Source organism: Phytobacter massiliensis JC163, from assembly GCF_000321045.1.
Classification (GTDB): domain Bacteria; phylum Pseudomonadota; class Gammaproteobacteria; order Enterobacterales; family Enterobacteriaceae; genus Phytobacter_A; species Phytobacter_A massiliensis.
Map to the genome: position 1 here is coordinate 81,808 of NZ_HE578945.1, position 23,037 is coordinate 104,844.

Consider the following 23,037-nt stretch of genomic DNA (forward strand, 5'->3'; position numbering starts at 1 on the left):
GGGCGAAGCTTACCGTATCGCCAAAGAAGAGATGGAAACCGAGATGGCGCGCCTGCGTAAGCTGCGCAACCGTCTGTGGGAAGGCGTAAAAGATATGGAAGAGGTTTACCTCAACGGCGACCTGGAGCAGGGCGCGCCGAACATTCTTAACGTCAGCTTTAACTACGTTGAAGGCGAGTCGCTGATCATGGCGCTGAAAGACCTGGCCGTCTCTTCCGGCTCCGCGTGCACCTCCGCGAGCCTTGAGCCGTCCTACGTGCTGCGCGCGCTGGGCATGACTGACGAGCTGGCGCACAGCTCTATTCGTTTCTCTTTAGGTCGTTTTACTACCGATGAAGAGATTGACTACACCATCGAACTGGTTCGCAACGCCATTGGCCGCTTGCGCGATCTTTCTCCGCTGTGGGAAATGTTCAAACAGGGCGTGGATCTGAACACCATCGAATGGTCACATCACTAATCGGTTTTTAAGGAGAATTCAAACATGGCATACAGCGAAAAAGTTATCGATCATTACGAGAATCCGCGCAACGTCGGCTCTTTTGACAACAGCGACGACAGCGTCGGCAGCGGCATGGTGGGCGCACCGGCCTGTGGCGACGTAATGAAGCTGCAGATCAAAGTGAACAATGAAGGCATCATTGAAGACGCGCGCTTCAAAACTTACGGCTGCGGTTCCGCTATCGCTTCCAGCTCCCTGGTGACCGAGTGGGTGAAAGGGAAATCTCTGGACGAAGCGCAGGCTATCAAGAACACCGATATCGCCGAAGAGCTGGAGCTGCCGCCGGTGAAAATTCACTGCTCTATCCTGGCGGAAGATGCGATCAAGGCCGCGATTGCGGACTACAAAAGTAAACGTGAAGCGAAATAATTGAGGGGGATTGTATGTCGATTACCCTGAGCGACAGTGCCGCGACGCGAGTGAACAGCTTTCTGGCTAACCGTGGCAAAGGCTTTGGCCTGCGCCTGGGCGTCAGAACCTCCGGCTGTTCTGGCATGGCCTACGTACTGGAATTTGTCGACGAACCGACGGCGGAAGATACCGTGTTCGAAGATAAAGGTGTGAAGGTTGTCGTCGACGGCAAAAGCCTGCAATTTCTTGACGGTACGCAGCTGGACTTCGTCAAAGAAGGTCTTAACGAAGGGTTTAAGTTTACCAACCCGAACGTGAAAGATGAGTGCGGCTGCGGCGAAAGCTTCAACGTCTGATTTTGAGTCCTGCCAACCCCACCATGGTGTACGCACTGTGCGTGGGGTTTGTTTTAAATAGTTAACCCTGAGAACGTCATGGATTACTTCACTCTCTTTGGATTGTCAGCCGGTTACCACGTAGACACTCAGGCCCTCGCGGCACGTTTCCAGGACCTGCAGCGTCAGAATCACCCCGACCGTTTTGCCAGCGCCAGCGAGGCCGAGCAGCTTGCTGCGGTCCAGCGTTCAGCCAACATCAACCAGGCATGGCAAACGCTGCGTCACCCGCTGACGCGTGCGGAATATCTGCTCTCCCTGCACGGCTTTGATCTCTCCAGCGAACAGCACACCGTGCGCGACACCGCGTTCCTGATGGAGCAGCTTGAGCTTCGCGAAGAGCTGGACGAGATTGAACAGGCGAAGGACACCGCCCGCCTGGAGGCGCTGTTAAAGCGCGTGAAAACGCTCTACAGCCAGCGCCAGCAGCAGATGGTGGCGGAACTTGATTCTGAGACGTGGGCGGCGGCGGCGGATACCGTCCGCAAACTGCGTTTTCTCGACAAACTGCAAAGCAGCGCTGAATTACTCGAAGAAAAGCTGCTCGATTTCTGATTTTGGAAGCTAAACATGGCCTTATTACAAATTAGTGAGCCAGGCCTGAGCGCCGCGCCGCACCAGCGTCGTCTGGCGGTCGGCATTGACTTAGGCACCACCAACTCTCTGGTGGCGACCGTACGTAGCGGCCTGGCGGAAACGCTGGCCGACAGCCAGGGGCGTCATCTGCTGCCCTCCGTCGTGCATTACCAGGCGCAGGGCCACATAGTGGGTTATGACGCGCGCGCTAACGCCGCGCTGGACCCGGTCAACACCATCAGCTCGGTTAAACGGATGATGGGACGGGCGCTGACGGATATTCAGAGCCGCTATCCGCACCTGCCTTATCAGCTCCAGGCAAGCGAAAACGGCCTGCCGATGATTGCCACCGAGGCCGGTCTGCTTAACCCGGTGCGCGTCTCCGCTGATATCCTCAGCGCGCTGGCTGCCCGCGCGCGGGAAGCGTTATCCGGCGAGCTGGACGGCGTGGTGATTACCGTTCCCGCCTATTTTGATGACGCCCAGCGTCAGGGCACCAAAGACGCAGCGCGTCTGGCGGGCCTGCACGTGCTGCGTCTGCTCAACGAACCTACCGCGGCCGCGATTGCCTATGGCCTCGATTCCGGCCAGGAAGGGGTCATTGCGGTTTACGATTTAGGCGGCGGCACCTTCGATATCTCTATTCTGCGCCTGAGCCGTGGGGTGTTTGAAGTGCTGGCCACCGGCGGCGACTCCGCGCTGGGCGGCGATGACTTCGACCACCTGCTGGCGGACTACATTCGTGAGCAGGCGGGCTTCGGCGACCGCAGCGATAACCGCCTGCAGCGCGAACTGCTGGATGCGGCTATCGCGGCGAAAATCGCCCTCAGCGATGCCGATGTCACCACCGTGAAGGTGGCGGGCTGGCAGGGGGAGATCGGCCGCGAACAGTTCAACAACCTTATCTCCGCGCTGGTTAAGCGCACGCTGCTGGCCTGCCGTCGGGCGTTGAAAGACGCGGGCGTTGAGGCCAGCGACGTACTGGAAGTGGTGATGGTTGGCGGTTCAACCCGCGTGCCGCTGGTGCGTGAGCAGGTGGGCGAATTTTTTGGCCGCACGCCGCTGACCTCAATCGACCCGGACAAAGTGGTCGCCATCGGGGCGGCGATTCAGGCGGATATCCTGGTCGGCAACAAGCCGGACAGCGATATGCTGCTGCTGGATGTCATTCCCCTGTCGCTGGGGCTGGAAACCATGGGCGGGCTGGTGGAAAAAGTCATTCCCCGCAATACCACCATTCCGGTGGCCCGCGCCCAGGAGTTCACCACCTTCAAAGACGGCCAGACCGCGATGTCGATTCACGTGATGCAGGGCGAGCGCGAACTGGTGCAGGACTGCCGCTCGCTGGCGCGCTTTGCGCTGCGCGGCATTCCGGCGTTACCGGCTGGGGGCGCGCATATTCGCGTCACTTTCCAGGTGGATGCCGACGGCCTGCTGAGCGTCACGGCGATGGAAAAATCCACCGGCGTGGAGGCGGCAATCCAGGTTAAGCCCTCGTATGGCCTGACCGACGGCGAGATCGCCGCCATGATCAAAGATTCAATGAGCTTTGCCGGACAGGACGTGAAAGCGCGTATGCTGGCGGAGCAAAAAGTGGAAGCAGCCCGCGTTCTGGAAAGTCTTTCCAGCGCGCTGGCGACCGATGCCGCGCTGCTCAGCGCCGCAGAGCGGAAGGTCATCGACGAGGCCGTCGCCCGGTTGCAGGCGGTGGCGGTTGGCGATGATACTGACGCTATTGAAAACGCGATTAAAAACGTAGACAAACAAACCCAGGAATTCGCCGCGCGCCGCATGGATCAATCCGTGCGCAAAGCGTTGAAAGGCCATTCCGTCGACGAGGTTTAACATGCCAAAGATTGTTTTTCTGCCTCATCAGGATCTCTGTCCCGATGGCGCAGTTCTGGAAGCTAAGAGCGGCGAAACCATTCTTGATGTCGCCCTGCGCGGCGGCATTGAGATCGAGCACGCCTGTGAGAAATCCTGCGCCTGCACCACCTGCCACTGCGTCGTGCGGGAAGGGTTCGACTCGCTGCCGGAGAGTACCGAAGACGAAGACGACATGCTGGATAAGGCCTGGGGCCTGGAGCCGGAAAGCCGCTTAGGCTGTCAGGCGCGCGTCACCGACGAAGATCTGGTGGTCGAGATCCCTCGCTACACCATTAACCACGCGCGGGAGCATTAATATGTCGCTGAAATGGACCGACAGCCGCGAGATTGGCGAAGCGCTATACGACGCATACCCGGATCTCGACCCGAAAACGGTGCGCTTTACCGACATGCACAAATGGATCTGCGAACTGGAAGAGTTTGATGACGACCCGAACGCATCGAACGAAAAAATTCTCGAAGCGATTCTGCTAGTCTGGTTAGATGAAGCATCTTGATATTGACGGGCTGCCTTCTGGCGGCCCTTTTTCATTTGCCATGCGCTTAAGGACAAAACAATGACAACAGAAGCGATGAAAATTACGCTGACGACCCAGGGTGCGGATGCGCGTTGGGGTGAAAAGGCGAGCTACAGCGTTAACAATGACGGCATCTCCCTGCATCTTACCGGCAAAGACGACCTGGCGCTGATTCAGCGCGCCGCCCGTAAAATTGACGCAATGGGCGTTAAGCATGTCGCCCTTGATGGCGAAGGCTGGGATGTAGACCGCAGCTGGGCGTTCTGGGCTGGCTATAAAGGCCCGAAAGGCACCCGCAAAATCGAGTGGGCGCCGCTGGACGAGCGCGAACAGGCGGAGCTCGACAACCGCCTGCGCACCATTGACTGGGTGCGTGATATCATCAACGCCCCGGCCGAAGAGCTGGGGCCAGAGCAGCTGGCGCAGCGCGCGGTGGATCTGTTGAGCGACACCGCCGGCGAGGCCGTTTCCTGGCGGATCGTTAAAGGCGACGATCTGCGCGAGCAAAACTATCTCGGTATTCACACCGTCGGGCGCGGTTCAGAACGGCCGCCGGTACTGCTGTCGCTGGATTTCAACCCCACCGGCGATAAAGAGGCTCCGGTCTACGCCTGTCTGGTTGGTAAAGGCATCACCTTTGACTCCGGCGGCTACAGCATTAAGCAGAGCGCGTTTATGGACTCCATGAAGTCCGACATGGGCGGCGCGGCGCTGGTGACCGGCGCGCTGGCGATGGCGATTACGCGCGGGCTGAATAAACGCGTCAAACTCTATCTCTGCTGCGCGGACAATATGGTTAGCGGCAACGCCTTCAAGCTGGGCGACATTATCCGCTACCGTAACGGTAAAACGGTGGAAGTGATGAACACCGATGCGGAAGGGCGTCTGGTGCTGGCGGATGGCCTGATCAACGCCTCCGCGCAGAAGCCGACGCTGATTATCGACGCGGCGACCCTGACCGGGGCGGCGAAAACCGCACTGGGTAATGACTACCACGCCCTGTTCAGCTTTGATGATAATCTGGCGAACCGTCTGCTGGCGAGCGCGCAGGCGGAAAACGAACTCTTCTGGCGTCTGCCGCTGGCCGAGTTCCACCGCAGCCAGCTGCCGTCCAATTTTGCCGATCTGAACAATACTGGCAGCGCCGCCTACCCGGCAGGCGCCAGTACCGCCGCCGGTTTCCTGTCCCACTTTGTGGAAAACTACCAGCAAGGCTGGCTGCATATCGACTGTTCCGCGACCTATCGCAAAGCGGCGGTAGAGCAGTGGGCGGCAGGCGCCACCGGCCTTGGGGTACGGACGCTCGCCAATCTGCTGACGGCAGAGTAATTTTTCCCTCCAACCCTCTCCCCCCTGGGGGAGGGTGAGGGGTTAATGGCAATATCGGGAATTTTTATGTCCGAAACCAAAAACGAATTAGAAACGCTGCTGGAAAAAGCGGCCACCGAGCCTGCCCATCGTCCGGCCTTTTTCCGTAAGCTGCTGGAGTCCACCGTCTGGGTCCCGGGCGCTGCGGCAGAAGACGAGGCGGTTGTTGAAGACAGCGCGCTCGATCTGCAGCACTGGGAAAAAGATGACGGCCAGTCGGTTATCCCTTTTTTCACCTCGCTGGAAGCCATGCAAAAAGCGGTGGAAGACGAGCAGGCTTTTGTGGTGATGCCCGCGCGCACGCTTTTTGAGATGACCCTTGGCGAGACGCTGTTCCTCAACGCCAAATTACCGACCGGCAAAGAGCTGACTCCCCGGGAGATTAGCCATCTGGTAGGTAAGGCGGACAGCCCGTTAAGCCAGCAGGAGGTGCTGGAAGGGGAGATGTCGCTGCTGCTCTCGGAGGTCGCCGAACCGCCCGCGCAGATGGTGGATTCGCTGACCAAACTCTTTTCTACCTTTAATCACGTCAAATGCGCCTGGCTGTGCAGCATCAAAGAGCAGAGCGACGCTCAGGCGAATCTGCTGATTGGTATTGAAGCGGAGGGCGATATCGAAGAGGTTATCCAGGCGGCGGGCAGCGTGGCGATGGATACTTTACCCGGCGACGAACCGGTGGATATCTGCCAGGTGGTGAAAGGCGAGCCGGGCATTAGCCACTTTATGACTGCGCATATCACGCCATTCTATGAACGCCGCTGGGGCAGTTTCCTGCGCGACCTGAAAACCAACCGCATTATCTGAATACGACGGGCTTAGCCCGTCGCTTCCAGCAGCAGTAAATCCATTAACAGCACCAGATTCGACTCGAACGAGGTCACGCCTGCGGCTTCGGCGGCAAAATGCACCGCTTCGTCATACAGCGCGAAATGCAGATCCGCCATGCTGGCTAAGGTATTGGCAGAGGCGCGGGTAAAGGCGATAACGGTCATCCCCACGTTTTGTGCAATCCGGGCTTTATCCAGCACCTGTTCAGTCTCGCCGCTGCGCGAGACCGCGACAAATACCTGATAGCGCGCCGCGTTGCTAAGAAAAATATTGCGGCTATCCCCCGGCCCGGAGATGAACGCCGTTTTGCCCAGCACCTGTAATTTTTTGGTCAGGTACTCGGCAAAGAGATAGGAAAACCCGGCGCCGTAGAGAAAAAAACTCTCTTTTTCCCGTAGCAGCGCGACAAACTGCCGCCGCTTCTCCTCGGTGACCCACTGGAAGGTCTGCTGGTAGTTAGCCATAAACTGCTGAAAAAGGGCCGGGAGCGTTTTATCGCCCCCGACGGCCTGCCCGGCAATGTGCGGCGTATCCGCCAGCAGCTGTTTACAGTGCCAGATAAACTCGCTGTAGCCGCTAAAGCCCAGCTTTTGGCAAAGACGCATGATGGTGGCGGTCGAGACAAACGTTGCCGCCGCCAGCTCGCGCACCCGGATCTTGCCCACCAGCAGCGGATGCCCGGTCAGATGCGCGAGCACCCGGTACTCCGCGCGCGTTAGCGATGCCCCCCGCGTCAGCAGGGGGGCCAGGCGGTTGTCCATCAGGCGGGTTCAATCGGCAGGTCGTCGCGCGCGCCCCATTCACTCCAGGAGCCGTCATACAGCGCCACATTTTGCGCGCCGAGGGTGGTAAGCGCCAGGATAACCACGCAGGCGGTCACGCCGGAGCCGCAGCTGGCAATAATGGGCTTGTTGAGACTGACCCCCTGGCGGTGGAAAATCGCGGCCAGTTCGTCAGTGGTTTTCAGTTCGCCTTCGACGACCAGGTCTCCCCACGGCACGTTCAGCGCGCCGGGAATATGGCCGCGCTTAAGCTCTTTACGCGGTTCGTCGACCTCAGCGTTAAAGCGTGGGGCAGGGCGGGCATCCACCAGTTGGGCGCCCCCTTCATGGCTGACCAGCAGCACATCGGTCAGCCGTTTAACCTCAGCCGTGCTTTTGGCTTCAAAATCAGACTGCGGCAACGTGACGTCGCCTTCCTGTAATGGCAGCTCGTCGCGCTGCCAGCCCGCCAGGCCGCCTGCCAGGATGGAGACATTTTCCACGCCAAAATGGCGCAGCATCCACCAGGCCCGCGGCGCGGAAAAGAGGTTGCCTTCGTCATAGACCACCAGATGTTTATCCTGGCTGATGCCCAGCTCGCGCATCGCTACGGCAAAGGCTTCCGGGCGCGGCAGCATATGCGGTAGCGATGTGGAATGGTCAGAGAGCGTTTCGATATCGAAAAAAACCGCGCCAGGGATGTGCCCGGCGCGGTATTCTGCGGCCATATCGCGCGCGCCTTCCTGGCCTGCCGGCGCCATACGGGCGTCAATAACCTGAATTTCAGGATCGTCGCTATGTTCAATCAGCCAGTCGGCTGACACAAAATATGAGGTGGACATGGGTGCCTCCGGTCATCAACAATAACTTGAATTGTTGACGTTTTTTGCTGACACCACAAGCAACCATCGCAAAAGGCGCGACTCACCTCGTTATTTTTCTATCGCTTTGCCGTTTTCCCACGCCTTTTGCAGCTGTGGCCAGTAGTCGCGGTTAGCCTCGATCATATCGTCCAGAATCGCCTTCGCATGCTGCATCGTCGGTACGGTGCGATTGAGGGTGAACGCCTGCAGCGCTTTTTCATAGCTGCCCTCAATCGTCGCCTCGACCAGCAGCTGCTCCGAAGCCAGCTGCTGCATCAGCAGCGTCTGGTAAAAGAGCGGCACCGCCCCCATGCGCACCGGTTCCGGCCCGGCGGAAGTAATGTAAGCGGGCACTTCTACCATCGCATCGTAGGGAAGGTTGGCAATCGCGCCTTTGTTCTCCACAATCACCAGATGGCGCTGACGCAGGTCGAACGCCAGCGAGCAGGCGACATCGACAATAAACGCGCCGTGCACGCCGACGTGGAACGCGTCCGGCAGAATACCGGTGCGTTTGTACTCATCTGCGGCGGCGAACAGTTTTTTCTCGCGCCCGTTCATTACCTCATTGGCGCGGGTATAGTTCGGATCCTGGTGCTCGACAATGTCGTTGGGCATCAGGTAGTACTGCAAATAAGGGTTAGGCAGATACTCCGGGAAATGGTCCATCACCGGTTTGATATTGCGCCAGGTTTTTACCCACGAGGGGTCGGAGTGCTGAGGGTCCGTCTGCGCCGCGTCCTCCGTCAGCAGGCCAAAGCGGGCGATGTGCTCGCGCAGTTCCGGCAGTTTATCTTCTCCGTCCACCAGCACGCGGGTAAACCAGCCAAAATGGTTAAGGCCGAAATAGTCCACCACTAGCTTATGGCGATCGACGCCCAGTACCGCGCCCATGTTGCGCATTGCCGCCACCGGCATATCGCAGATATTCAGCACGCGCGCTGTCGGGCGCAGGCGGCGTACCCCTTCGGCGACAATGGCTGCCGGGTTCGAATAGTTCACGATCCAGGCTTTCGGGTCGGCGTAGCGCTCCACCAGATCGATAAGCTCTACCATCGGCAGTATGGTGCGCAGGCCGTAAGCCAGCCCGCCAGGGCCACAGGTCTCCTGGCCAACGACGCCGTGACGCAGCGGGATCTTTTCATCCTGCTCACGCATTTTGTATTGGCCAACGCGCATCTGGGCAAAGACAAAGTGCGCGCCGCGAAACGCCGTTTCCGGGTCGCTGGTGACGGTAAATTTAATGGTGTCGCTGTGGTCGCGGATCACCTTTTCCACCACCGGCGCAATGGTGTTCTGCCGGGCTTCGTCAATATCGTAAAGGCGAATTTCCGCCAGCGGGAAATCGTCGAGGCGCACCATCAGGCTTTTCACGATACCTGGCGTATAGGTGCTGCCGCCGCCGGCGATAGAGAGAATAAACGGGGGTTTCAACATCATTAGTCTCCTTTAGAGAAACAGCTCAACGGCTTCTCGCATTTTTTTTACATGCAGCCCGTAGACCACCTGAACGTTATTGCCTTGTTTAATTACCGCTTTTGCGCCCGTGGCTTTCAGTCGCGGCTCGTCGATAATGGCGACATCTTTCACCGTGACCCGCAGGCGGGTGTAGCAGTTATCGACGACGTCAATATTTTCACGCCCGCCCAGCCCGGCGATAATCGCCTCGCCAAGCCCGTCGTTATTGCCTTTCGCCTGATAATCCTGCTTGCTGTAGAGGCGCGTCTCTTCGTCATTCTCTTCGCGGCCCGGCGTCTTCATGTCGAAACGCAGAATCAGGAAACGGAAGATGACGAAATAGAGCGCGAACATAATCAGTCCGACCACGATGTACATGGGCCAGTTGGACTTCTCCGTGCCGAGCGGCAGGTTATAAAGAATGAAGTCAATAATCCCGTTCGCGCCGATAGCGTGCACATCCAGCAGATAAAAGAGCATCATGCCGATGCCGGTCAGCACCGCGTGCACCACAAACAGCAGCGGGGCGACAAACAGGAAAGAGAACTCGATAGGTTCGGTCACGCCCACCAGAATCGAGGTCAGCGCCGCCGGGATCAGAATCGCTTTGGCGGCCGCTTTACGCTCAGGCTTAGCGGTGAGGTACATTGCCAGCGCGGCGGCGGGCAGCCCGTACATCTTACTGATGCCGCGGGCGTCCCACACCACGGTGCTGCTGAGCTGCTTCACATCCGGGCAGGCCATCTCGGCGAAATAGATATTGCGCGCCCCCTGATACATGGATCCGCACACTTCCTGGGTGCCGCCCAGCTCGGTATACAAAAACGGGGTATAGACCAGGTGGTGCAGTCCGGTGGGCACCAGAATGCGCTCAAGGAAACCGTAAATCGCCACGCCGAACGGCCCGGCGCCTTTGATTGCCAGCGCCAGCGTGCTGATGCCGTGCTGGGCGAAAGGCCACAGCTCGCTCATCACCACGCCCAGCACCATGGATACCGGCAGCATAATGATCGCCACAAAGCAGTGGCCGGAGTAGATGGCCATCGCGCCGGAGAACTGCACGCCGGAATATTTGTTGTAAACATACCCGGAGAGCGCGCCGGTCAGGATGCCAGCAAAAACCCCCATCTCCAGCACCTGAACGCCAAGCACCATGCTCTGTCCGGCGGCTTTCATCTGATCCGCCGTCGCCAGTTCGCCCTGCAACTGCATGGTAACGTTCATGGCGTTAATGAAGACGATAAAGGTGACCAGGCCAATCAGCGCGGCGTAGCCTTTATCGCGCGAAGCCAGCCCCACCGGAATGCCGACGGCAAACACCAGCGCCAGATTCGCCAGCACGGAGACGGCGGATTTGGCAATCAGCTGCCCGGTATTCTGAATCAGCGGATGGCCAAGAAAGGGCAGGTATTCCGCCAGGTTACCGTTGCCAAGAATATTACCAAAAGCGATAAACAGGCCGACGATGGGCAAAATCAGCACCGGGCCAAAGAGGGACTTACCGAAATTTTGTAGGGCGTTAACGGCTCTGCTCATAACGTTCTCTCTTGTATGAACCGCGCATAGCGATGCGAAGATGATTAACGTTAGCAGGCGCTCGCGTAATGTATCCAGCTATCTTATTGTTTTAAAAACAAATGACTCAAAAGGTTACATGTTACGTTACGCCCTGTGATCGCTATAACATCTGCGATGACTATTCAGGAAATGTGCGAGATGCTTTCCAGATTTTGACAGGCTGTATGAATCGGACAAAGTCGCGCATAATACTTACGTTCACTGACAAAACAGGCTTCACAGGCCAGGGATAAAGGATGAAACCGTTACGTTCTACGGCGATAGCAATCGCCCTGTTAAGTTCGTTGGTATTGGCAGGCTGTGACAACAGCGATAAAGCGCAAGACGCGCAGGGGTCATCAGCCGCTTCGGCAACGCCGCAAAGTACGCCTGCGGCGAAGCCCGACGGCGAAAAACTCAAACAGCTGGCGGCAAGCAGCGAAGGGAAGCCTCTGACGCTGGTGGACGCCTCCGAAGTCCAGCGCGACGGCGCCGCCGCGCTGGTGCTGACCTTTTCCGTCCCGCTGGACCCAGGCCAGGACTTCGCCTCCACGGTACACGTGGTTGATAAGAAGAACGGCAAAATTGATGGTGCATGGGAGCTCTCTTCCAATCTCAAAGAGCTGACGCTGCGCCACGTCGAGCCTAACCGCGAACTGCTGGTTTCCATCGAACGCGGGCTGGTAGCGCTCAATAAAGCCACCTTTGGCATCGATTACGAAAAAACCATCAAGACCCGCGACATTCAGCCGACGGTGGGTTTCGCCAGCCGCGGATCGCTGCTGCCGGGCAAAGTGGTGGAAGGGCTGCCGGTGATGGCGCTTAACGTCAATAACGTTGACGTCAACTTTTATCGCGTGAAGCCGGAATCCCTCGCCGCGTTCGTCAGCCAGTGGGAGTACCGTAACTCCCTGACCAACTGGGAGTCGGAAAACCTGCTCAAAATGGTGGACCTGGTCTATACCGGCCGCTTCGACCTTAACCCTGCCAAAAACACCCGGGAAAAACTGCTGCTACCGTTAAGCGAGATCAAACCGCTGCAGCAGGCCGGTGTCTATGTCGCGGTCATGAACCAGGCCGGGCAGTACAACTACAGCAATGCCGCCACGCTCTTTACCCTGAGCAATATTGGCCTTTCCGCTCACCGTTATCATAACCGGCTGGATGTGTTCACCCAGAGTCTGGAAAACGGCGGCGCGCAGGCGGGCGTCGAGGTGGTGCTGCTCAATGATAAAGGGCAGACCCTGGCTCAGGCGACCAGCGATGCGCAGGGCCATGCGACCCTGACCACCGATAAAGAGGCGGCGCTGGTGCTGGCGCGCAAAGAGGGGGAGACAACGCTCCTCGATCTGCAACTGCCTGCGCTCGACCTGGCGGAATTTAACATCGCGGGCGCGCCGGGTTACAGCAAGCAGTTCTTTATGTTTGGCCCGCGCGATCTCTATCGCCCCGGCGAAACCGTGATCCTCAACGGGCTGCTGCGCGACAGTGACGGCAAGCCGCTGGCCGACCAGCCGGTTAAGCTGGAGGTGGTCAAGCCCGACGGCCAGGTGGTGCGCACCGTGGTTAGCCAGCCGGTCAATGGCCTTTATAACTTTACGTGGACGCTGGACGCCAGCGCGCAAACCGGCACCTGGACCGTTCGCGCCAACACCGGCGACAACCAGTTACGTAACTGGTCATTCCATGTCGAGGATTTTATGCCGGAGCGGATGGCGCTCAATCTGAACGCGCCGCAGGCTCCGCTTGCCGCCGCTGACGATGTGGATTTCAACGTCGTGGGTTATTACCTGTACGGCGCGCCGGCCAATGGCAACAGCCTGCAGGGCCAGCTCTTTCTGCGGCCGCTGCGCGAGGCGGTGAAAGCCCTGCCGGGCTTCCAGTTTGGCGATATCGCCGATGAGTCGTTGACCCGCACGCTGGATGAAGTGCACCTGACGCTGGATGAGCAGGGCCACGGTCAGGTGGTAGTGCCAACCCAGTGGAAAGAGACCCATTCTCCTTTACAGGTCATTTTGCAGGCGAGCCTGCTTGAGTCGGGCGGTCGCCCGGTAACCCGCCGCGCGGAACAGGCTATCTGGCCTGCGCAGGCGCTGCCGGGGATTCGCCCGCAGTTCGCCGCTAAAGCGGTTTACGATTACCGCACCGATACCACCGTCAACCAGCCCATTGTTGATGAAAACGGCAACGCCGGGTTCGATATTGTGTATGCCGACCCGCAAGGGGTAAAAAAGGCGGTCTCCGGCCTGAAAGTACGGCTTATCCGCGAGCGTCGTGACTACTACTGGAACTGGTCGGAAAACGAAGGCTGGCAGTCGCAGTTCGATCAAAAAGATCTGGTGGAGAGCGAGCAGACGCTCGATCTCGCAGCGGATGAAACCGGCAAAATTACCGTGCCGGTAGAGTGGGGCTCTTACCGTCTGGAGGTGAAAGCGCCGGATGAGAGCGTCAGTAGCGTGCGTTTCTGGGCAGGCTACAGCTGGCAGGATAACAGCGACGGCACGGGGGCAGCGCGCCCGGACCGCGTCACTATGAAGCTGGATAAACCCGCTTACCAGCCAGGGGACACCATCAAACTGCATATCACCGCCCCTGCCGCCGGGAAAGGCTACGCGATGATCGAGTCCAGCGAAGGGCCGCTGTGGTGGCAGGAGATCGACGTCCCGGCGACCGGGCTGGATCTTTCTATTCCGGTGGACCAGAAATGGCGTCGTCACGATCTCTACCTGAGCACGCTGGTGGTGCGTCCCGGCGATAAATCAAAATCCGCGACGCCGAAACGGGCAGTGGGTTTACTCCATCTGCCGATGGGGGATGAAAATCGCCGCCTGGCGGTAACCCTGGAAACGCCGCAAAAAATGCGCCCCAACCAGCCGCTTACGGTCAACGTTAAAGCCAGCCTGAAAGAGGGCGCCGCGCCGAAACAGGTGAATGTGCTGCTTTCGGCGGTGGACAGCGGCGTGCTGAATATTACCGATTACGTCACCCCCGACCCGTGGGAGGCCTTCTTTGGCCAGAAACGTTACGGGGCGGATATTTATGATATCTACGGCCAGGTGATTGAAGGTCAGGGCCGCCTTGCCGCCCTGCGTTTCGGCGGCGACGGCGATGAGCTGAACCGCGGCGGCAAGCCGCCGGTTAATCACGTCACCATTATCGCCCAGCAGGCGCAGCCGGTAACCCTTGATGAAAACGGCGAAGGCACTGTCACCCTGCCGATTGGCGACTTCAACGGCGAACTGCGCGTTATGGCGCAGGCCTGGACGGCAGAAGATTTCGGCAGCAGCGAAAGCAAAGTGGTGGTGGCCGCGCCGGTGATTGCGGAGCTGAACAGCCCGCGCTTCCTGGCCGGCGGCGACACCAGCCGTCTGACGATGGATATCACTAACCTGACCGACAAGCCGCAGGCGCTGACGGTAAACATCACGACCAGCGGCCTGCTGGCGCTGGAGAGCGAACAGCCGAAGCCGCTGAATATCGCCCCTGGCGCGCGCACCACGCTGTTCCTGCCGGTACGCGGGCTGGATGGCTACGGCGACGGGGAAGTGACCGCCACCATCAACGGCCTGACGCTGCCGGGCGAAACCTTCGCCGCGCAAAGCAAAAGCTGGAAAATAGGCGTGCGCCCGGCTTACCCGGCGCAGACCATCAGCAGCGACGTCATGCTCTATCCGCATGAAAGCTGGAACGCCCCGGTGGAACATACGCAGCGTATCTCCCCTGTCGCGCTGCAGGGGCAGCTTCTGCTGAGCGGGCGGCCTTCGCTCAATATCGCTCGCTATATAAAAGAGCTGAAAGCGTACCCGTACGGCTGCCTGGAGCAGACGGCGAGCGGGCTGTTCCCGTCGCTCTACACCAGCGCGGCGCAGCTTAAAGCGATGGGCATCAAAGGCGACAGCGACGAGCAGCGCCGGGCGGCGGTGGATGTGGGGATCTCCCGTCTGCTGCAGATGCAGCGCGACGACGGCGGTTTCGCCCTGTGGGATAAAAACGGTCCGGAAGAATACTGGCTGACCGCGTATGTGACCGACTTCCTGGTGCGGGCGTCCGAGCAGGGCTACAGCGTACCGGCTGAGGCACTCAATAACGCCAACAGCCGTCTGCTGCGCTACCTGCAGGATCCGTCGGTGATGGCGGTGCGCTACAGCGATAACGTCCAGGCGACCAAATTCTCCGCGCAGAGCTATGCGGCGCTGGTGCTGGCACGTCAGCAAAAAGCGCCGCTGGGGGCGCTGCGCGAGATCTGGCAGCGTCACGATCAGGCGAAGTCGGGGCTGCCGCTGATGCAGTTGGGCGTGGCGCTTAAGCTGATGGGCGACGCGCCGCGCAGCGAACAGGCGCTGACCCTGGCCCTGAACACTTCCCGCGCGAAGGATACGCTCTGGTTTGCCGATTACGGCAGCCCGCTGCGCGATAACGCCCTGATGCTCGCCCTGCTGGAGGAGAACAATCTGCTGCCGGATGAGCAGAACAAACTGCTGACCACCCTTTCCGGGCAGGCTTACGGCCAGCGCTGGCTGTCCACGCAGGAGAGCAACGCGCTGTTCCTTGCCGGTCGTCCGCTACAAAATCTGCCGGGCAACTGGCAGGCGCAGACGTCGTTCTCTGACGAGGGGCTGAAAGGGGACAAACAGCTCACCCGCGAACTGAACGCGGACCAGCTGGCGGGGCTAACGGTGACCAACACCGGCGACAGCCCGATGTGGCTGCGTCTCGACAGCACCGGCTACCCGGAATATACCCCATCGCCGTCGAGCAACGTGCTTAACATCGAGCGTCACTTTATTGGCACCGATGGACAGAGCAAATCGATCTCCTCGCTGAAAAGCGGCGAACTGGTACTGGTATGGCTCGACGTCACCGCCAGCCAGAACGTACCGGATGCGCTGGTGGTTGACCTGCTGCCCGCAGGCCTGGAGCTGGAGAATCAGAACCTCGCCAGCAGCAGCGCCAGCCTGACCGACAGCGGCAGCGAGATTCAGGATTTACTCAACCGGATGCAGCAGGCGGACATCCAGCATATGGAGTTCCGTGACGACCGTTTTGTTGCCGCCGTGGCGGTTAACGAGGGGCAGCCGGTTACGCTGGTCTACCTTGCGCGAGCGGTCACGCCGGGAACCTATCAGCTGCCGATGCCGCAGGTCGAGTCGATGTACGTACCGCAATGGCGGGCGACCGGGGCCGCCAGCGGCCCGCTGATTGTCCGTCCGTAATATGAAAAAGCGGTATCTGCCGCGCTCCCGCTGGTTCTGGGCGGGGGCGCCTCTCTTACTTCTGCTGTGTCTGTTTCTTGCCGATAAGATCTGGCCGCTGCCGCTGAAAGAGGCAGCGCCCGCGCGGGTGGTGGTGGCCGAGGACGGTACGCCGCTGTGGCGTTTTGCCGACGCAGAAGGGATCTGGCGCTACCCGGTGACGATTGAGGAGGTCTCTCCCCGTTATCTGCAGGCGCTTATCGAATACGAAGATCGCTGGTTCTGGAAGCATCCTGGCGTTAACCCCTTTTCCGTGGCGCGGGCGGCGTGGCAGGATCTGCGTTCAGGCCGGGTTATCTCCGGCGGCAGCACCCTGACCATGCAGGTGGCGCGCCTGCTTGACCCGCACCCGCGCACCTTTGGCGGCAAACTGCGCCAGCTCTGGCGCGCCTTGCAGCTGGAGTGGCATCTCTCCAAGCGCGAAATCCTCACCCTCTACCTGAACCGCGCTCCCTTTGGCGGCACGCTACAGGGCGTAGGGGCGGCAAGCTGGGTCTACCTGGGAAAATCCCCCGCGCAGTTGAGCTATGCCGAAGCGGCGCTGCTGGCCGTGCTGCCCCAGGCGCCCAGCCGTCTGCGCCCGGACCGCTGGTCGCAGCGCGCGCAGGCGGCGCGGGACAAAGTACTGGACCGGATGGTAGCGCAGAAGGTGTGGAGCAAACAGCAGGTTGAGGAATCCCGTCAGGAGCCGGTCTGGCTGGCTCCCCGGCAGATGCCGCAGCTTGCGCCGCTGTTTTCACGCTATATGCTCGGCAAAGACCGCTCCCTGAAAATTGTCACTACGCTGGATGCCAGCCTGCAACGGCAGCTGGAAGAGCTGGCGCAGGGGCTGAAAACCCGGCTACCGCAGCGTAGCTCGCTGGCGATTGTGGTCGTTGACCACACCACTATGAAGGTGCGCGGCTGGGTAGGTTCGGTGGATATCAATGACAACAGCCGCTTCGGTCATGTGGATATGGTCAATGCGGTTCGCTCCCCCGGCTCGGTGCTTAAACCCTTTATTTATGGCCTGGCGCTGGATGAAGGGCTGATTCATCCGGCTTCGCTGTTACAGGATGTGCCACGGCGCACCGGCGACTACCGTCCCGGTAATTTCGACAGCGGCTTTCATGGCCCGGTGAGCATGAGCGAAGCGCTGGTGCGCTCGCTGAACTTACCGGCGGTGCAGGTGCTGGAAGCCTACGGCCCGAAAAAATTTGCCGCCACGCTGCGTAACGTGGGCCTGCCGCTGCGGCTGCCGGAAGGGGCCGAGCCAAACCTGTCGCTGATTCTTGGCGGGGCAGGGGGACGGCTGGCGGATATTACCGCCGCCTATAGCGCCTTCGCGCGACAGGGCAAGGCAGGGCGGCTGCGCTTTCAGCCAGCGGACCCGCTGCTTGAACGGCGGCTGATGTCCCCTGGCGCGGCGTGGATCATTCGCCGCATTATGGCAGGGCAGGCTCAGCCGCTGCCGGACAGCGCCCTGCCGCAGGTGGTGCCGCTGGCCTGGAAAACCGGCACCAGCTACGGCTACCGCGACGCGTGGGCGATTGGCGTTAGCGCGCGCTACATTATCGGCGTCTGGACCGGCAGGCCGGACGGGACGCCGGTGGCGGGGCAGTTTGGCTTTGCCAGCGCGGTGCCGGTTCTGAATCAGGTGAATAACCTGCTGCAACCCCGCTCGACGCTTGCGGAAGGCCGCCTGCCGCAGGACCCGCGCCCTGCGTCGGTCAGCAGGGCGGTGATCTGCTGGCCCGGCGGTCAGAGCCTGCCCGCGGGGGACAGCAACTGCCGTCGCCGTCTTGCGACCTGGCTGCTGGACGAGAGTCAGCCGCCGACCCTGCTGATGGCGGATCAGGAGGGGGCACGCGGTATCCGTTTCCCTGTCTGGCTGAATCCGCAAGGGGAGCGGGTGTCGCCGGAGTGCCCGTACGCCAGAGCACAAACCATGATTGTCTGGCCGCTGCCGCTGGAGCCCTGGCTGCCCCCGGAGGAGCGTCGCCTGGCGCGCCTGCCCGCAGCCGCGAAGGACTGCCCGCCGCAGGCGGACAACGCGCCGCCGCCGCTGCTGCTGTCGGGGGTACGCGACGGTGCGGTTATCAAGCGTCTGCCGGGCGCCTCGCAGGCGATATTACCGCTACAGGCAGCAGGCGGAACGGGCAGGCGCTGGTGGTTTCTTAACGGCGAGCCGCTGGAGTACACCGCGCAGCATATCAGCCTGCGTTTCGACAAGGCCGGGCCGTATCAGTTACTGGTTATGGATGACGCGGGACAGACGGCTACCGTTGAGTTTACGGTGCAATAAAGGAGACGATCGCGGCGTTGGCGGGAAGTGTTGCTGAAACTCGTCTTATTTTAAAAAAATGTTACCTTTATCCATAGGCAACCGGGACGATGCTCTTTATAATCCGCGCCAGGTCATACGCATGTATGTACGACAACAGAACAACTTACAGGGGTTAACATGGCTATTGAACGTACTTTTTCCATCATTAAACCAAACGCGGTGGCAAAAAACGTTATTGGTAACATCTTCATGCGTTTTGAAGCAGCGGGCTTTAAAATTGTCGGTACCAAAATGCTGCATCTCTCCGTTGAGCAGGCGCGCGGTTTTTACGCTGAGCACGAAGGCAAACCGTTCTTCGACGGCCTGGTGGAATTTATGACCTCTGGCCCGATCGTTGTTTCCGTGCTGGAAAGCGAAAACGCCGTGCAGCGCCACCGCGACCTGCTGGGCGCTACCAACCCGGCTAACGCGCTGGCGGGTACGCTGCGCGCCGACTATGCCGACAGCTTCACCGAGAACGGCACCCACGGTTCTGACTCCGTTGAGTCCGCTCAGCGCGAAATCGCCTACTTCTTTGGCGAAGGCGAAGTGTGCCCGCGCACCCGTTAATACGCTGCTGCTGTGAGACTAAATAAGCCGGAGACGAGTGTTTACACTTTATTTCGTTAATGTCGTGCGCAATCGTGGCATCTGCACAGCAGAATTTGTACAATGCAGCGCCCCACGGGTTTTCCCCGGGGGCGTTTCTTTTTTCAACCCTCCAGGGGCCATAACGTGTAATAACGAGGCCGGAATACAACTATGTCTGAACAGATTGTCACGCCTGAGAACGTCGCACCGACGGTTCCCAATAAAGATGCAAAGATTAACCTGCTGGATTTGAATCGTCAGCAGATGCGCGAGTTTTTCAAAAACTTAGGCGAAAAACCCTTCCGCGCCGACCAGGTGATGAAGTGGATGTACCACTACTGCTGCGACAACTTTGATGAGATGACCGACATCAACAAAGTGCTGCGCAACAAGCTTAAAGAGGTCGCCGAAATTCGCGCGCCGGAAGTGGTAGAAGAGCAACGCTCCTCTGACGGTACCATCAAGTGGGCGATTGCCGTGGGCGATCAGCGCGTGGAAACGGTCTATATTCCCGAAGACGATCGCGCCACGCTGTGCGTCTCTTCCCAGGTGGGCTGTGCGCTGGAGTGTAAATTCTGCTCAACGGCGCAGCAGGGCTTCAACCGCAACCTGAAAGTGTCAGAAATTATCGGCCAGGTGTGGCGCGCGGCGAAAATTATCGGCGCGGCGAAAGTGACCGGCCAGCGCCCCATCACCAACGTGGTGATGATGGGCATGGGCGAGCCGCTGCTCAACCTGACCAATGTCGTACCGGCAATGGAGATCATGCTGGACGATTTCGGCTTCGGCCTCTCGAAACGCCGCGTAACGCTCTCGACCTCCGGCGTGGTTCCCGCGCTGGATAAGCTTGGCGATATGATCGACGTTGCGCTGGCTATCTCCCTGCACGCGCCGAACGACGAAATTCGTGACGAAATCGTGCCGATCAATAAAAAGTACAATATCGAGACGTTCCTTGCCGCCGTGCGCCGCTATCTGGAGAAATCCAACGCCAACCAGGGGCGCGTGACCATTGAGTACGTTATGCTCGATCATGTCAACGACGGCACCGAGCACGCCCACCAGCTGGCGGAGCTGCTGAAAGATACGCCGTGCAAGATTAACCTGATCCCGTGGAACCCGTTCCCCGGCGCGCCGTATGGCCGTAGCTCCAATAGCCGTATCGACCGTTTCTCCAAGGTGTTAATGGAGTATGGTTTTACCACCATCGTGCGTAAAACGCGCGGTGATGATATCGATGCCGCCTGCGGACAGCTGGCGGGCGAGGTGATTGACCGTACGAAGCGTACCCTGCGTAAACGTATGCAGGGCGAGCCGATTACGGTGAAAGCGGTTTAAGCGTTAAACGCCGCGGCGGCTCCGGCTTCCGTGGCGCATAAATATGCTGTTTTAATCGCCTGACTATCCGTACGTGACTCATAATTCCTGTGCGTTTAACCGGTGTTTAGGGCAGTATGTAAAGCTGGAACAACGGCTTAGCAAAAGAAGGTAAAGCTGTTCTGTTATGACTGACCTGACAGTCTTATACTGTAGGTCTGGTCCTAATCGACCCTGATTTTTCGCGGCGCGCCCGGGCATTGCTTACTGCGCGCCTGAACCTTAAATTTCACGTACCAGCAGTTGTAGCTAATGAATACTGAAGCCACTCTCGATCAAAACGAAGCACAAACCACCGGCGTTCGTCTGCGCAACGCCCGTGAACAACTTGGACTCAGCCAGCAGGCGGTAGCGGAGCGTCTCTGCCTTAAAGTTTCCACGGTACGCGATATCGAAGAAGACAAGGCTCCTGCCGAACTGGCTTCAACTTTTCTGCGCGGTTACATCCGCTCTTATGCGCGCCTGGTGCATATTCCGGAAGAAGAGCTGCTGCCGATGATTGAAAAGCAGGCGCCTGTGCGTGCGGCAAAAGTCGCGCCGATGCAGACCTTCTCCTTAGGCAAACGCCGTAAGAAACGCGATGGCTGGCTGATGAGCTTTACCTGGCTGGTGCTGTTTGTGGTGGTCGGCCTGACTGGCGCATGGTGGTGGCAAAACCATAAGGCGCAGCAGGAAGAGATCACCACTATGGCCGATCAGTCTTCTGCGGAGCTGAACGCCAACGGCGTGAGCGAAGGGCAGAGCGTTCCGTTAAATACGGAGCCCACCCCGGAGCAAGAGCCGGATACCGCCTCCACACCGGTAGAAACCGCGCCGCCAGCCACCTCCGCCCAGCCCCAGAACCAGACCCCTGCCGCCACCGCAAACGCGAACACGAACGCGGTTGTGTCGCCTTCCCAGGCGCAGGTCGACACGGCCCCTGCGGCTAATAACAGCCAGCTGCCTGTCGATCAGGCGGGCGTCGCGGCCAGCGCGGATACCCATGCGCTGGTCATGAATTTTACTGCTGATTGCTGGCTGGAAGTGAGTGACGCAACCGGCAAAAAATTATTCAGCGGCTTACAGCGTAAAGACGCTACCCTGAATTTAACCGGTCAGGCACCTTATAAACTGAAAATCGGCGCGCCTTCCGCGGTACAGATTCAATATCAGGGCAAACCTGTCGATCTGAGCCGTTTTATCAGAACTAACCAGGTTGCGCGCCTGACCCTCAATGCCGAACAATCAGCAGCACAGTAACAGACGGGCAACGCGGGAGATTTTTCATGCATAACCAGGCTCCGATTCAACGTCGGAAATCGAAACGGATTTACGTTGGTAATGTGCCGATTGGCGATGGGGCTCCTATCGCCGTGCAGTCAATGACAAACACCCGCACCACTGACGTGGAAGCGACGGTTAGCCAGATTAAAGCACTTGAGCGTGTCGGCGCCGATATCGTGCGCGTCTCCGTTCCGACGATGGACGCGGCAGAAGCATTCAAACTTATCAAACAGCAGGTCAATGTCCCGCTGGTGGCGGATATCCACTTTGACTACCGTATCGCGCTGAAAGTGGCGGAATACGGCGTGGACTGCCTGCGTATCAATCCGGGCAACATCGGCAATGAGGAGCGTATTCGTACTGTTGTCGACTGCGCCCGCGATAAAAACATTCCTATCCGCATCGGCGTTAACGCCGGATCGCTGGAAAAAGATCTCCAGGAAAAATATGGCGAGCCGACGCCGCAGGCGCTGCTTGAGTCAGCGATGCGCCATGTCGATCATCTCGATCGCCTTAACTTCGATCAATTTAAAGTGAGCGTGAAAGCGTCAGATGTTTTCCTGGCGGTTGAATCTTATCGCCTGCTGGCCAAACAGATCGATCAGCCGCTGCATCTGGGGATCACCGAGGCGGGCGGCGCGCGCAGCGGGGCGGTGAAATCCGCGATAGGCCTGGGCCTGCTGCTCTCGGAAGGCATTGGCGACACGCTACGCGTATCGCTGGCAGCGGATCCGGTTGAAGAGATCAAAGTCGGTTTCGATATCCTGAAATCGCTGCGCATCCGTGCGCGCGGGATCAACTTCATCGCCTGCCCGACCTGTTCGCGTCAGGAGTTTGACGTTATCGGTACGGTGAACGCGCTGGAGCAGCGTCTTGAAGACATCATCACCCCGATGGACGTGTCGATTATCGGCTGCGTGGTCAACGGCCCAGGGGAAGCGCTGGTCTCCACTCTCGGCGTAACCGGCGGCAACAAGAAAAGCGGCCTGTATGAAGACGGCGTGCGCAGGGACAGGCTGGACAACAGCGATATGATCGCCCAGTTGGAAGCGCGCATCCGCGCGAAGGCCTCCATGCTGGATGAAGCCAGGCGTATCAGCGTGAATCAGGTAGAAAAATAACGAGATGGGAAGCGGCTGGCTTCCCGTGTATGATGAACCCGCAAGGCGCGCAGCCCTGAGGGTT

The 23,037-nt window shown here is 59.2% G+C and carries 19 protein-coding genes; 15 read left to right on the forward strand and 4 right to left on the reverse strand.

Annotated features, from left to right (window positions below):
• The 9 genes from ENTHG_RS00670 to sseB form a co-directional block, all read left to right on the forward strand.
• The coding region (locus tag ENTHG_RS00670) for an aminotransferase class V-fold PLP-dependent enzyme (RefSeq protein WP_044172351.1) at positions 1–460 on the forward strand (460 nt) is incomplete at its 5' end.
• Between the two features lie 24 nt (positions 461–484).
• Complete coding sequence (gene iscU, locus ENTHG_RS00675) at positions 485–871, forward strand: Fe-S cluster assembly scaffold IscU (RefSeq protein ID WP_015703172.1); 387 nt, start codon at positions 485–487, stop codon at positions 869–871.
• 14 nt (positions 872–885) lie between these two features.
• Positions 886–1,209 carry an iron-sulfur cluster assembly protein IscA gene (gene iscA / locus ENTHG_RS00680; RefSeq protein WP_044172357.1) on the forward strand — a complete coding sequence of 108 codons (324 nt, stop codon included), beginning with the start codon at positions 886–888 and terminating at the stop codon, positions 1,207–1,209.
• A gap of 78 nt (positions 1,210–1,287) precedes the next feature.
• Positions 1,288–1,803: a co-chaperone HscB gene (gene hscB / locus ENTHG_RS00685; RefSeq protein ID WP_044172360.1), complete on the forward strand. Its 516-nt coding sequence runs from the start codon at positions 1,288–1,290 to the stop codon at positions 1,801–1,803.
• A 15-nt stretch (positions 1,804–1,818) separates the two neighbouring features.
• Positions 1,819–3,669, forward strand: coding sequence for a Fe-S protein assembly chaperone HscA (gene hscA, locus ENTHG_RS00690; RefSeq protein ID WP_044172362.1), 1,851 nt, complete (start codon positions 1,819–1,821; stop codon positions 3,667–3,669).
• A gap of 1 nt (position 3,670) precedes the next feature.
• Positions 3,671–4,006 carry an ISC system 2Fe-2S type ferredoxin gene (gene fdx / locus ENTHG_RS00695; protein WP_039055895.1) on the forward strand — a complete coding sequence of 112 codons (336 nt, stop codon included), beginning with the start codon at positions 3,671–3,673 and terminating at the stop codon, positions 4,004–4,006.
• 1 nt (position 4,007) lies between these two features.
• Positions 4,008–4,208, forward strand: coding sequence for a Fe-S cluster assembly protein IscX (gene iscX / locus ENTHG_RS00700; RefSeq protein WP_044172370.1), 201 nt, complete (start codon positions 4,008–4,010; stop codon positions 4,206–4,208).
• Between the two features lie 60 nt (positions 4,209–4,268).
• A complete protein-coding gene (gene pepB / locus ENTHG_RS00705) occupies positions 4,269–5,558 on the forward strand; it encodes an aminopeptidase PepB (RefSeq protein ID WP_044172373.1) in 1,290 nt (429 codons plus the stop codon).
• A gap of 66 nt (positions 5,559–5,624) precedes the next feature.
• Positions 5,625–6,401, forward strand: a complete 777-nt coding sequence (gene sseB, locus ENTHG_RS00710; protein ID WP_044172377.1) for an enhanced serine sensitivity protein SseB — start codon at positions 5,625–5,627, stop codon at positions 6,399–6,401.
• Positions 6,402–6,412: 11 nt separating this feature from the next.
• Here the strand turns inward: sseB and ENTHG_RS00715 are convergent, their stop codons facing one another.
• The 4 genes from ENTHG_RS00715 to ENTHG_RS00730 all read right to left on the reverse strand — a co-directional run bounded on the left by ENTHG_RS00715 (position 6,413) and on the right by ENTHG_RS00730 (position 11,043).
• Complete coding sequence (locus ENTHG_RS00715) at positions 6,413–7,186, reverse strand: MurR/RpiR family transcriptional regulator (protein ID WP_044172379.1); 774 nt, start codon at positions 7,184–7,186, stop codon at positions 6,413–6,415.
• Positions 7,186–8,028: a 3-mercaptopyruvate sulfurtransferase gene (gene sseA / locus ENTHG_RS00720; protein ID WP_044172382.1), complete on the reverse strand. Its 843-nt coding sequence runs from the start codon at positions 8,026–8,028 to the stop codon at positions 7,186–7,188. Before sseA ends, ENTHG_RS00715 begins: the two co-directional genes overlap by 1 nt.
• 90 nt (positions 8,029–8,118) lie before the next feature.
• Positions 8,119–9,486 (reverse strand): 6-phospho-alpha-glucosidase, encoded by a 1,368-nt coding sequence (locus ENTHG_RS00725; RefSeq protein ID WP_044172384.1) that lies wholly within the window; start codon positions 9,484–9,486, stop codon positions 8,119–8,121.
• A gap of 12 nt (positions 9,487–9,498) precedes the next feature.
• Positions 9,499–11,043, reverse strand: coding sequence for a PTS transporter subunit EIIC (locus ENTHG_RS00730; protein WP_044172387.1), 1,545 nt, complete (start codon positions 11,041–11,043; stop codon positions 9,499–9,501).
• 278 nt (positions 11,044–11,321) lie between these two features.
• Between ENTHG_RS00730 and ENTHG_RS00735 the strand changes: the two genes are divergently transcribed.
• From ENTHG_RS00735 to ispG, 6 genes are all read left to right on the forward strand, one after another.
• Positions 11,322–16,277, forward strand: a complete 4,956-nt coding sequence (locus ENTHG_RS00735) for an alpha-2-macroglobulin family protein (RefSeq protein WP_044172390.1) — start codon at positions 11,322–11,324, stop codon at positions 16,275–16,277.
• 1 nt (position 16,278) lies between these two features.
• The gene (gene pbpC / locus ENTHG_RS00740; protein ID WP_044172393.1) at positions 16,279–18,600 is read left to right on the forward strand and encodes a peptidoglycan glycosyltransferase PbpC; all 2,322 of its coding nucleotides are present in this window, start codon (positions 16,279–16,281) and stop codon (positions 18,598–18,600) included.
• A gap of 159 nt (positions 18,601–18,759) precedes the next feature.
• Positions 18,760–19,191, forward strand: coding sequence for a nucleoside-diphosphate kinase (gene ndk / locus ENTHG_RS00745; protein WP_044172396.1), 432 nt, complete (start codon positions 18,760–18,762; stop codon positions 19,189–19,191).
• 192 nt (positions 19,192–19,383) lie between these two features.
• A complete protein-coding gene (gene rlmN / locus ENTHG_RS00750) occupies positions 19,384–20,550 on the forward strand; it encodes a dual-specificity RNA methyltransferase RlmN (protein ID WP_044172399.1) in 1,167 nt (388 codons plus the stop codon).
• Positions 20,551–20,841: 291 nt separating this feature from the next.
• Positions 20,842–21,828: a cytoskeleton protein RodZ gene (gene rodZ, locus ENTHG_RS00755; RefSeq protein ID WP_044172401.1), complete on the forward strand. Its 987-nt coding sequence runs from the start codon at positions 20,842–20,844 to the stop codon at positions 21,826–21,828.
• 26 nt (positions 21,829–21,854) lie between these two features.
• Positions 21,855–22,973 carry a flavodoxin-dependent (E)-4-hydroxy-3-methylbut-2-enyl-diphosphate synthase gene (gene ispG / locus ENTHG_RS00760; protein ID WP_044172404.1) on the forward strand — a complete coding sequence of 373 codons (1,119 nt, stop codon included), beginning with the start codon at positions 21,855–21,857 and terminating at the stop codon, positions 22,971–22,973.
• Positions 22,974–23,037: the final 64 nt, after the last annotated feature.

What these genes read in the sequence shown, in the direction of transcription:
- iscU (WP_015703172.1), top strand. Translation starts at nt 485, where the DNA reads ATGGCATACAGCGAAAAAGTTATCGATCATTACGAGAATCCGCGCAAC.
- iscA (WP_044172357.1), top strand. Translation starts at nt 886, where the DNA reads ATGTCGATTACCCTGAGCGACAGTGCCGCGACGCGAGTGAACAGCTTT.
- hscB (WP_044172360.1), top strand. Translation starts at nt 1,288, where the DNA reads ATGGATTACTTCACTCTCTTTGGATTGTCAGCCGGTTACCACGTAGAC.
- hscA (WP_044172362.1), top strand. Translation starts at nt 1,819, where the DNA reads ATGGCCTTATTACAAATTAGTGAGCCAGGCCTGAGCGCCGCGCCGCAC.
- fdx (WP_039055895.1), top strand. Translation starts at nt 3,671, where the DNA reads ATGCCAAAGATTGTTTTTCTGCCTCATCAGGATCTCTGTCCCGATGGC.
- iscX (WP_044172370.1), top strand. Translation starts at nt 4,008, where the DNA reads ATGTCGCTGAAATGGACCGACAGCCGCGAGATTGGCGAAGCGCTATAC.
- pepB (WP_044172373.1), top strand. Translation starts at nt 4,269, where the DNA reads ATGACAACAGAAGCGATGAAAATTACGCTGACGACCCAGGGTGCGGAT.
- sseB (WP_044172377.1), top strand. Translation starts at nt 5,625, where the DNA reads ATGTCCGAAACCAAAAACGAATTAGAAACGCTGCTGGAAAAAGCGGCC.
- ENTHG_RS00715 (WP_044172379.1), bottom strand. Translation starts at nt 7,186, where the DNA reads ATGGACAACCGCCTGGCCCCCCTGCTGACGCGGGGGGCATCGCTAACG.
- sseA (WP_044172382.1), bottom strand. Translation starts at nt 8,028, where the DNA reads ATGTCCACCTCATATTTTGTGTCAGCCGACTGGCTGATTGAACATAGC.
- ENTHG_RS00725 (WP_044172384.1), bottom strand. Translation starts at nt 9,486, where the DNA reads ATGTTGAAACCCCCGTTTATTCTCTCTATCGCCGGCGGCGGCAGCACC.
- ENTHG_RS00730 (WP_044172387.1), bottom strand. Translation starts at nt 11,043, where the DNA reads ATGAGCAGAGCCGTTAACGCCCTACAAAATTTCGGTAAGTCCCTCTTT.
- ENTHG_RS00735 (WP_044172390.1), top strand. Translation starts at nt 11,322, where the DNA reads ATGAAACCGTTACGTTCTACGGCGATAGCAATCGCCCTGTTAAGTTCG.
- pbpC (WP_044172393.1), top strand. Translation starts at nt 16,279, where the DNA reads ATGAAAAAGCGGTATCTGCCGCGCTCCCGCTGGTTCTGGGCGGGGGCG.
- ndk (WP_044172396.1), top strand. Translation starts at nt 18,760, where the DNA reads ATGGCTATTGAACGTACTTTTTCCATCATTAAACCAAACGCGGTGGCA.
- rlmN (WP_044172399.1), top strand. Translation starts at nt 19,384, where the DNA reads ATGTCTGAACAGATTGTCACGCCTGAGAACGTCGCACCGACGGTTCCC.
- rodZ (WP_044172401.1), top strand. Translation starts at nt 20,842, where the DNA reads ATGAATACTGAAGCCACTCTCGATCAAAACGAAGCACAAACCACCGGC.
- ispG (WP_044172404.1), top strand. Translation starts at nt 21,855, where the DNA reads ATGCATAACCAGGCTCCGATTCAACGTCGGAAATCGAAACGGATTTAC.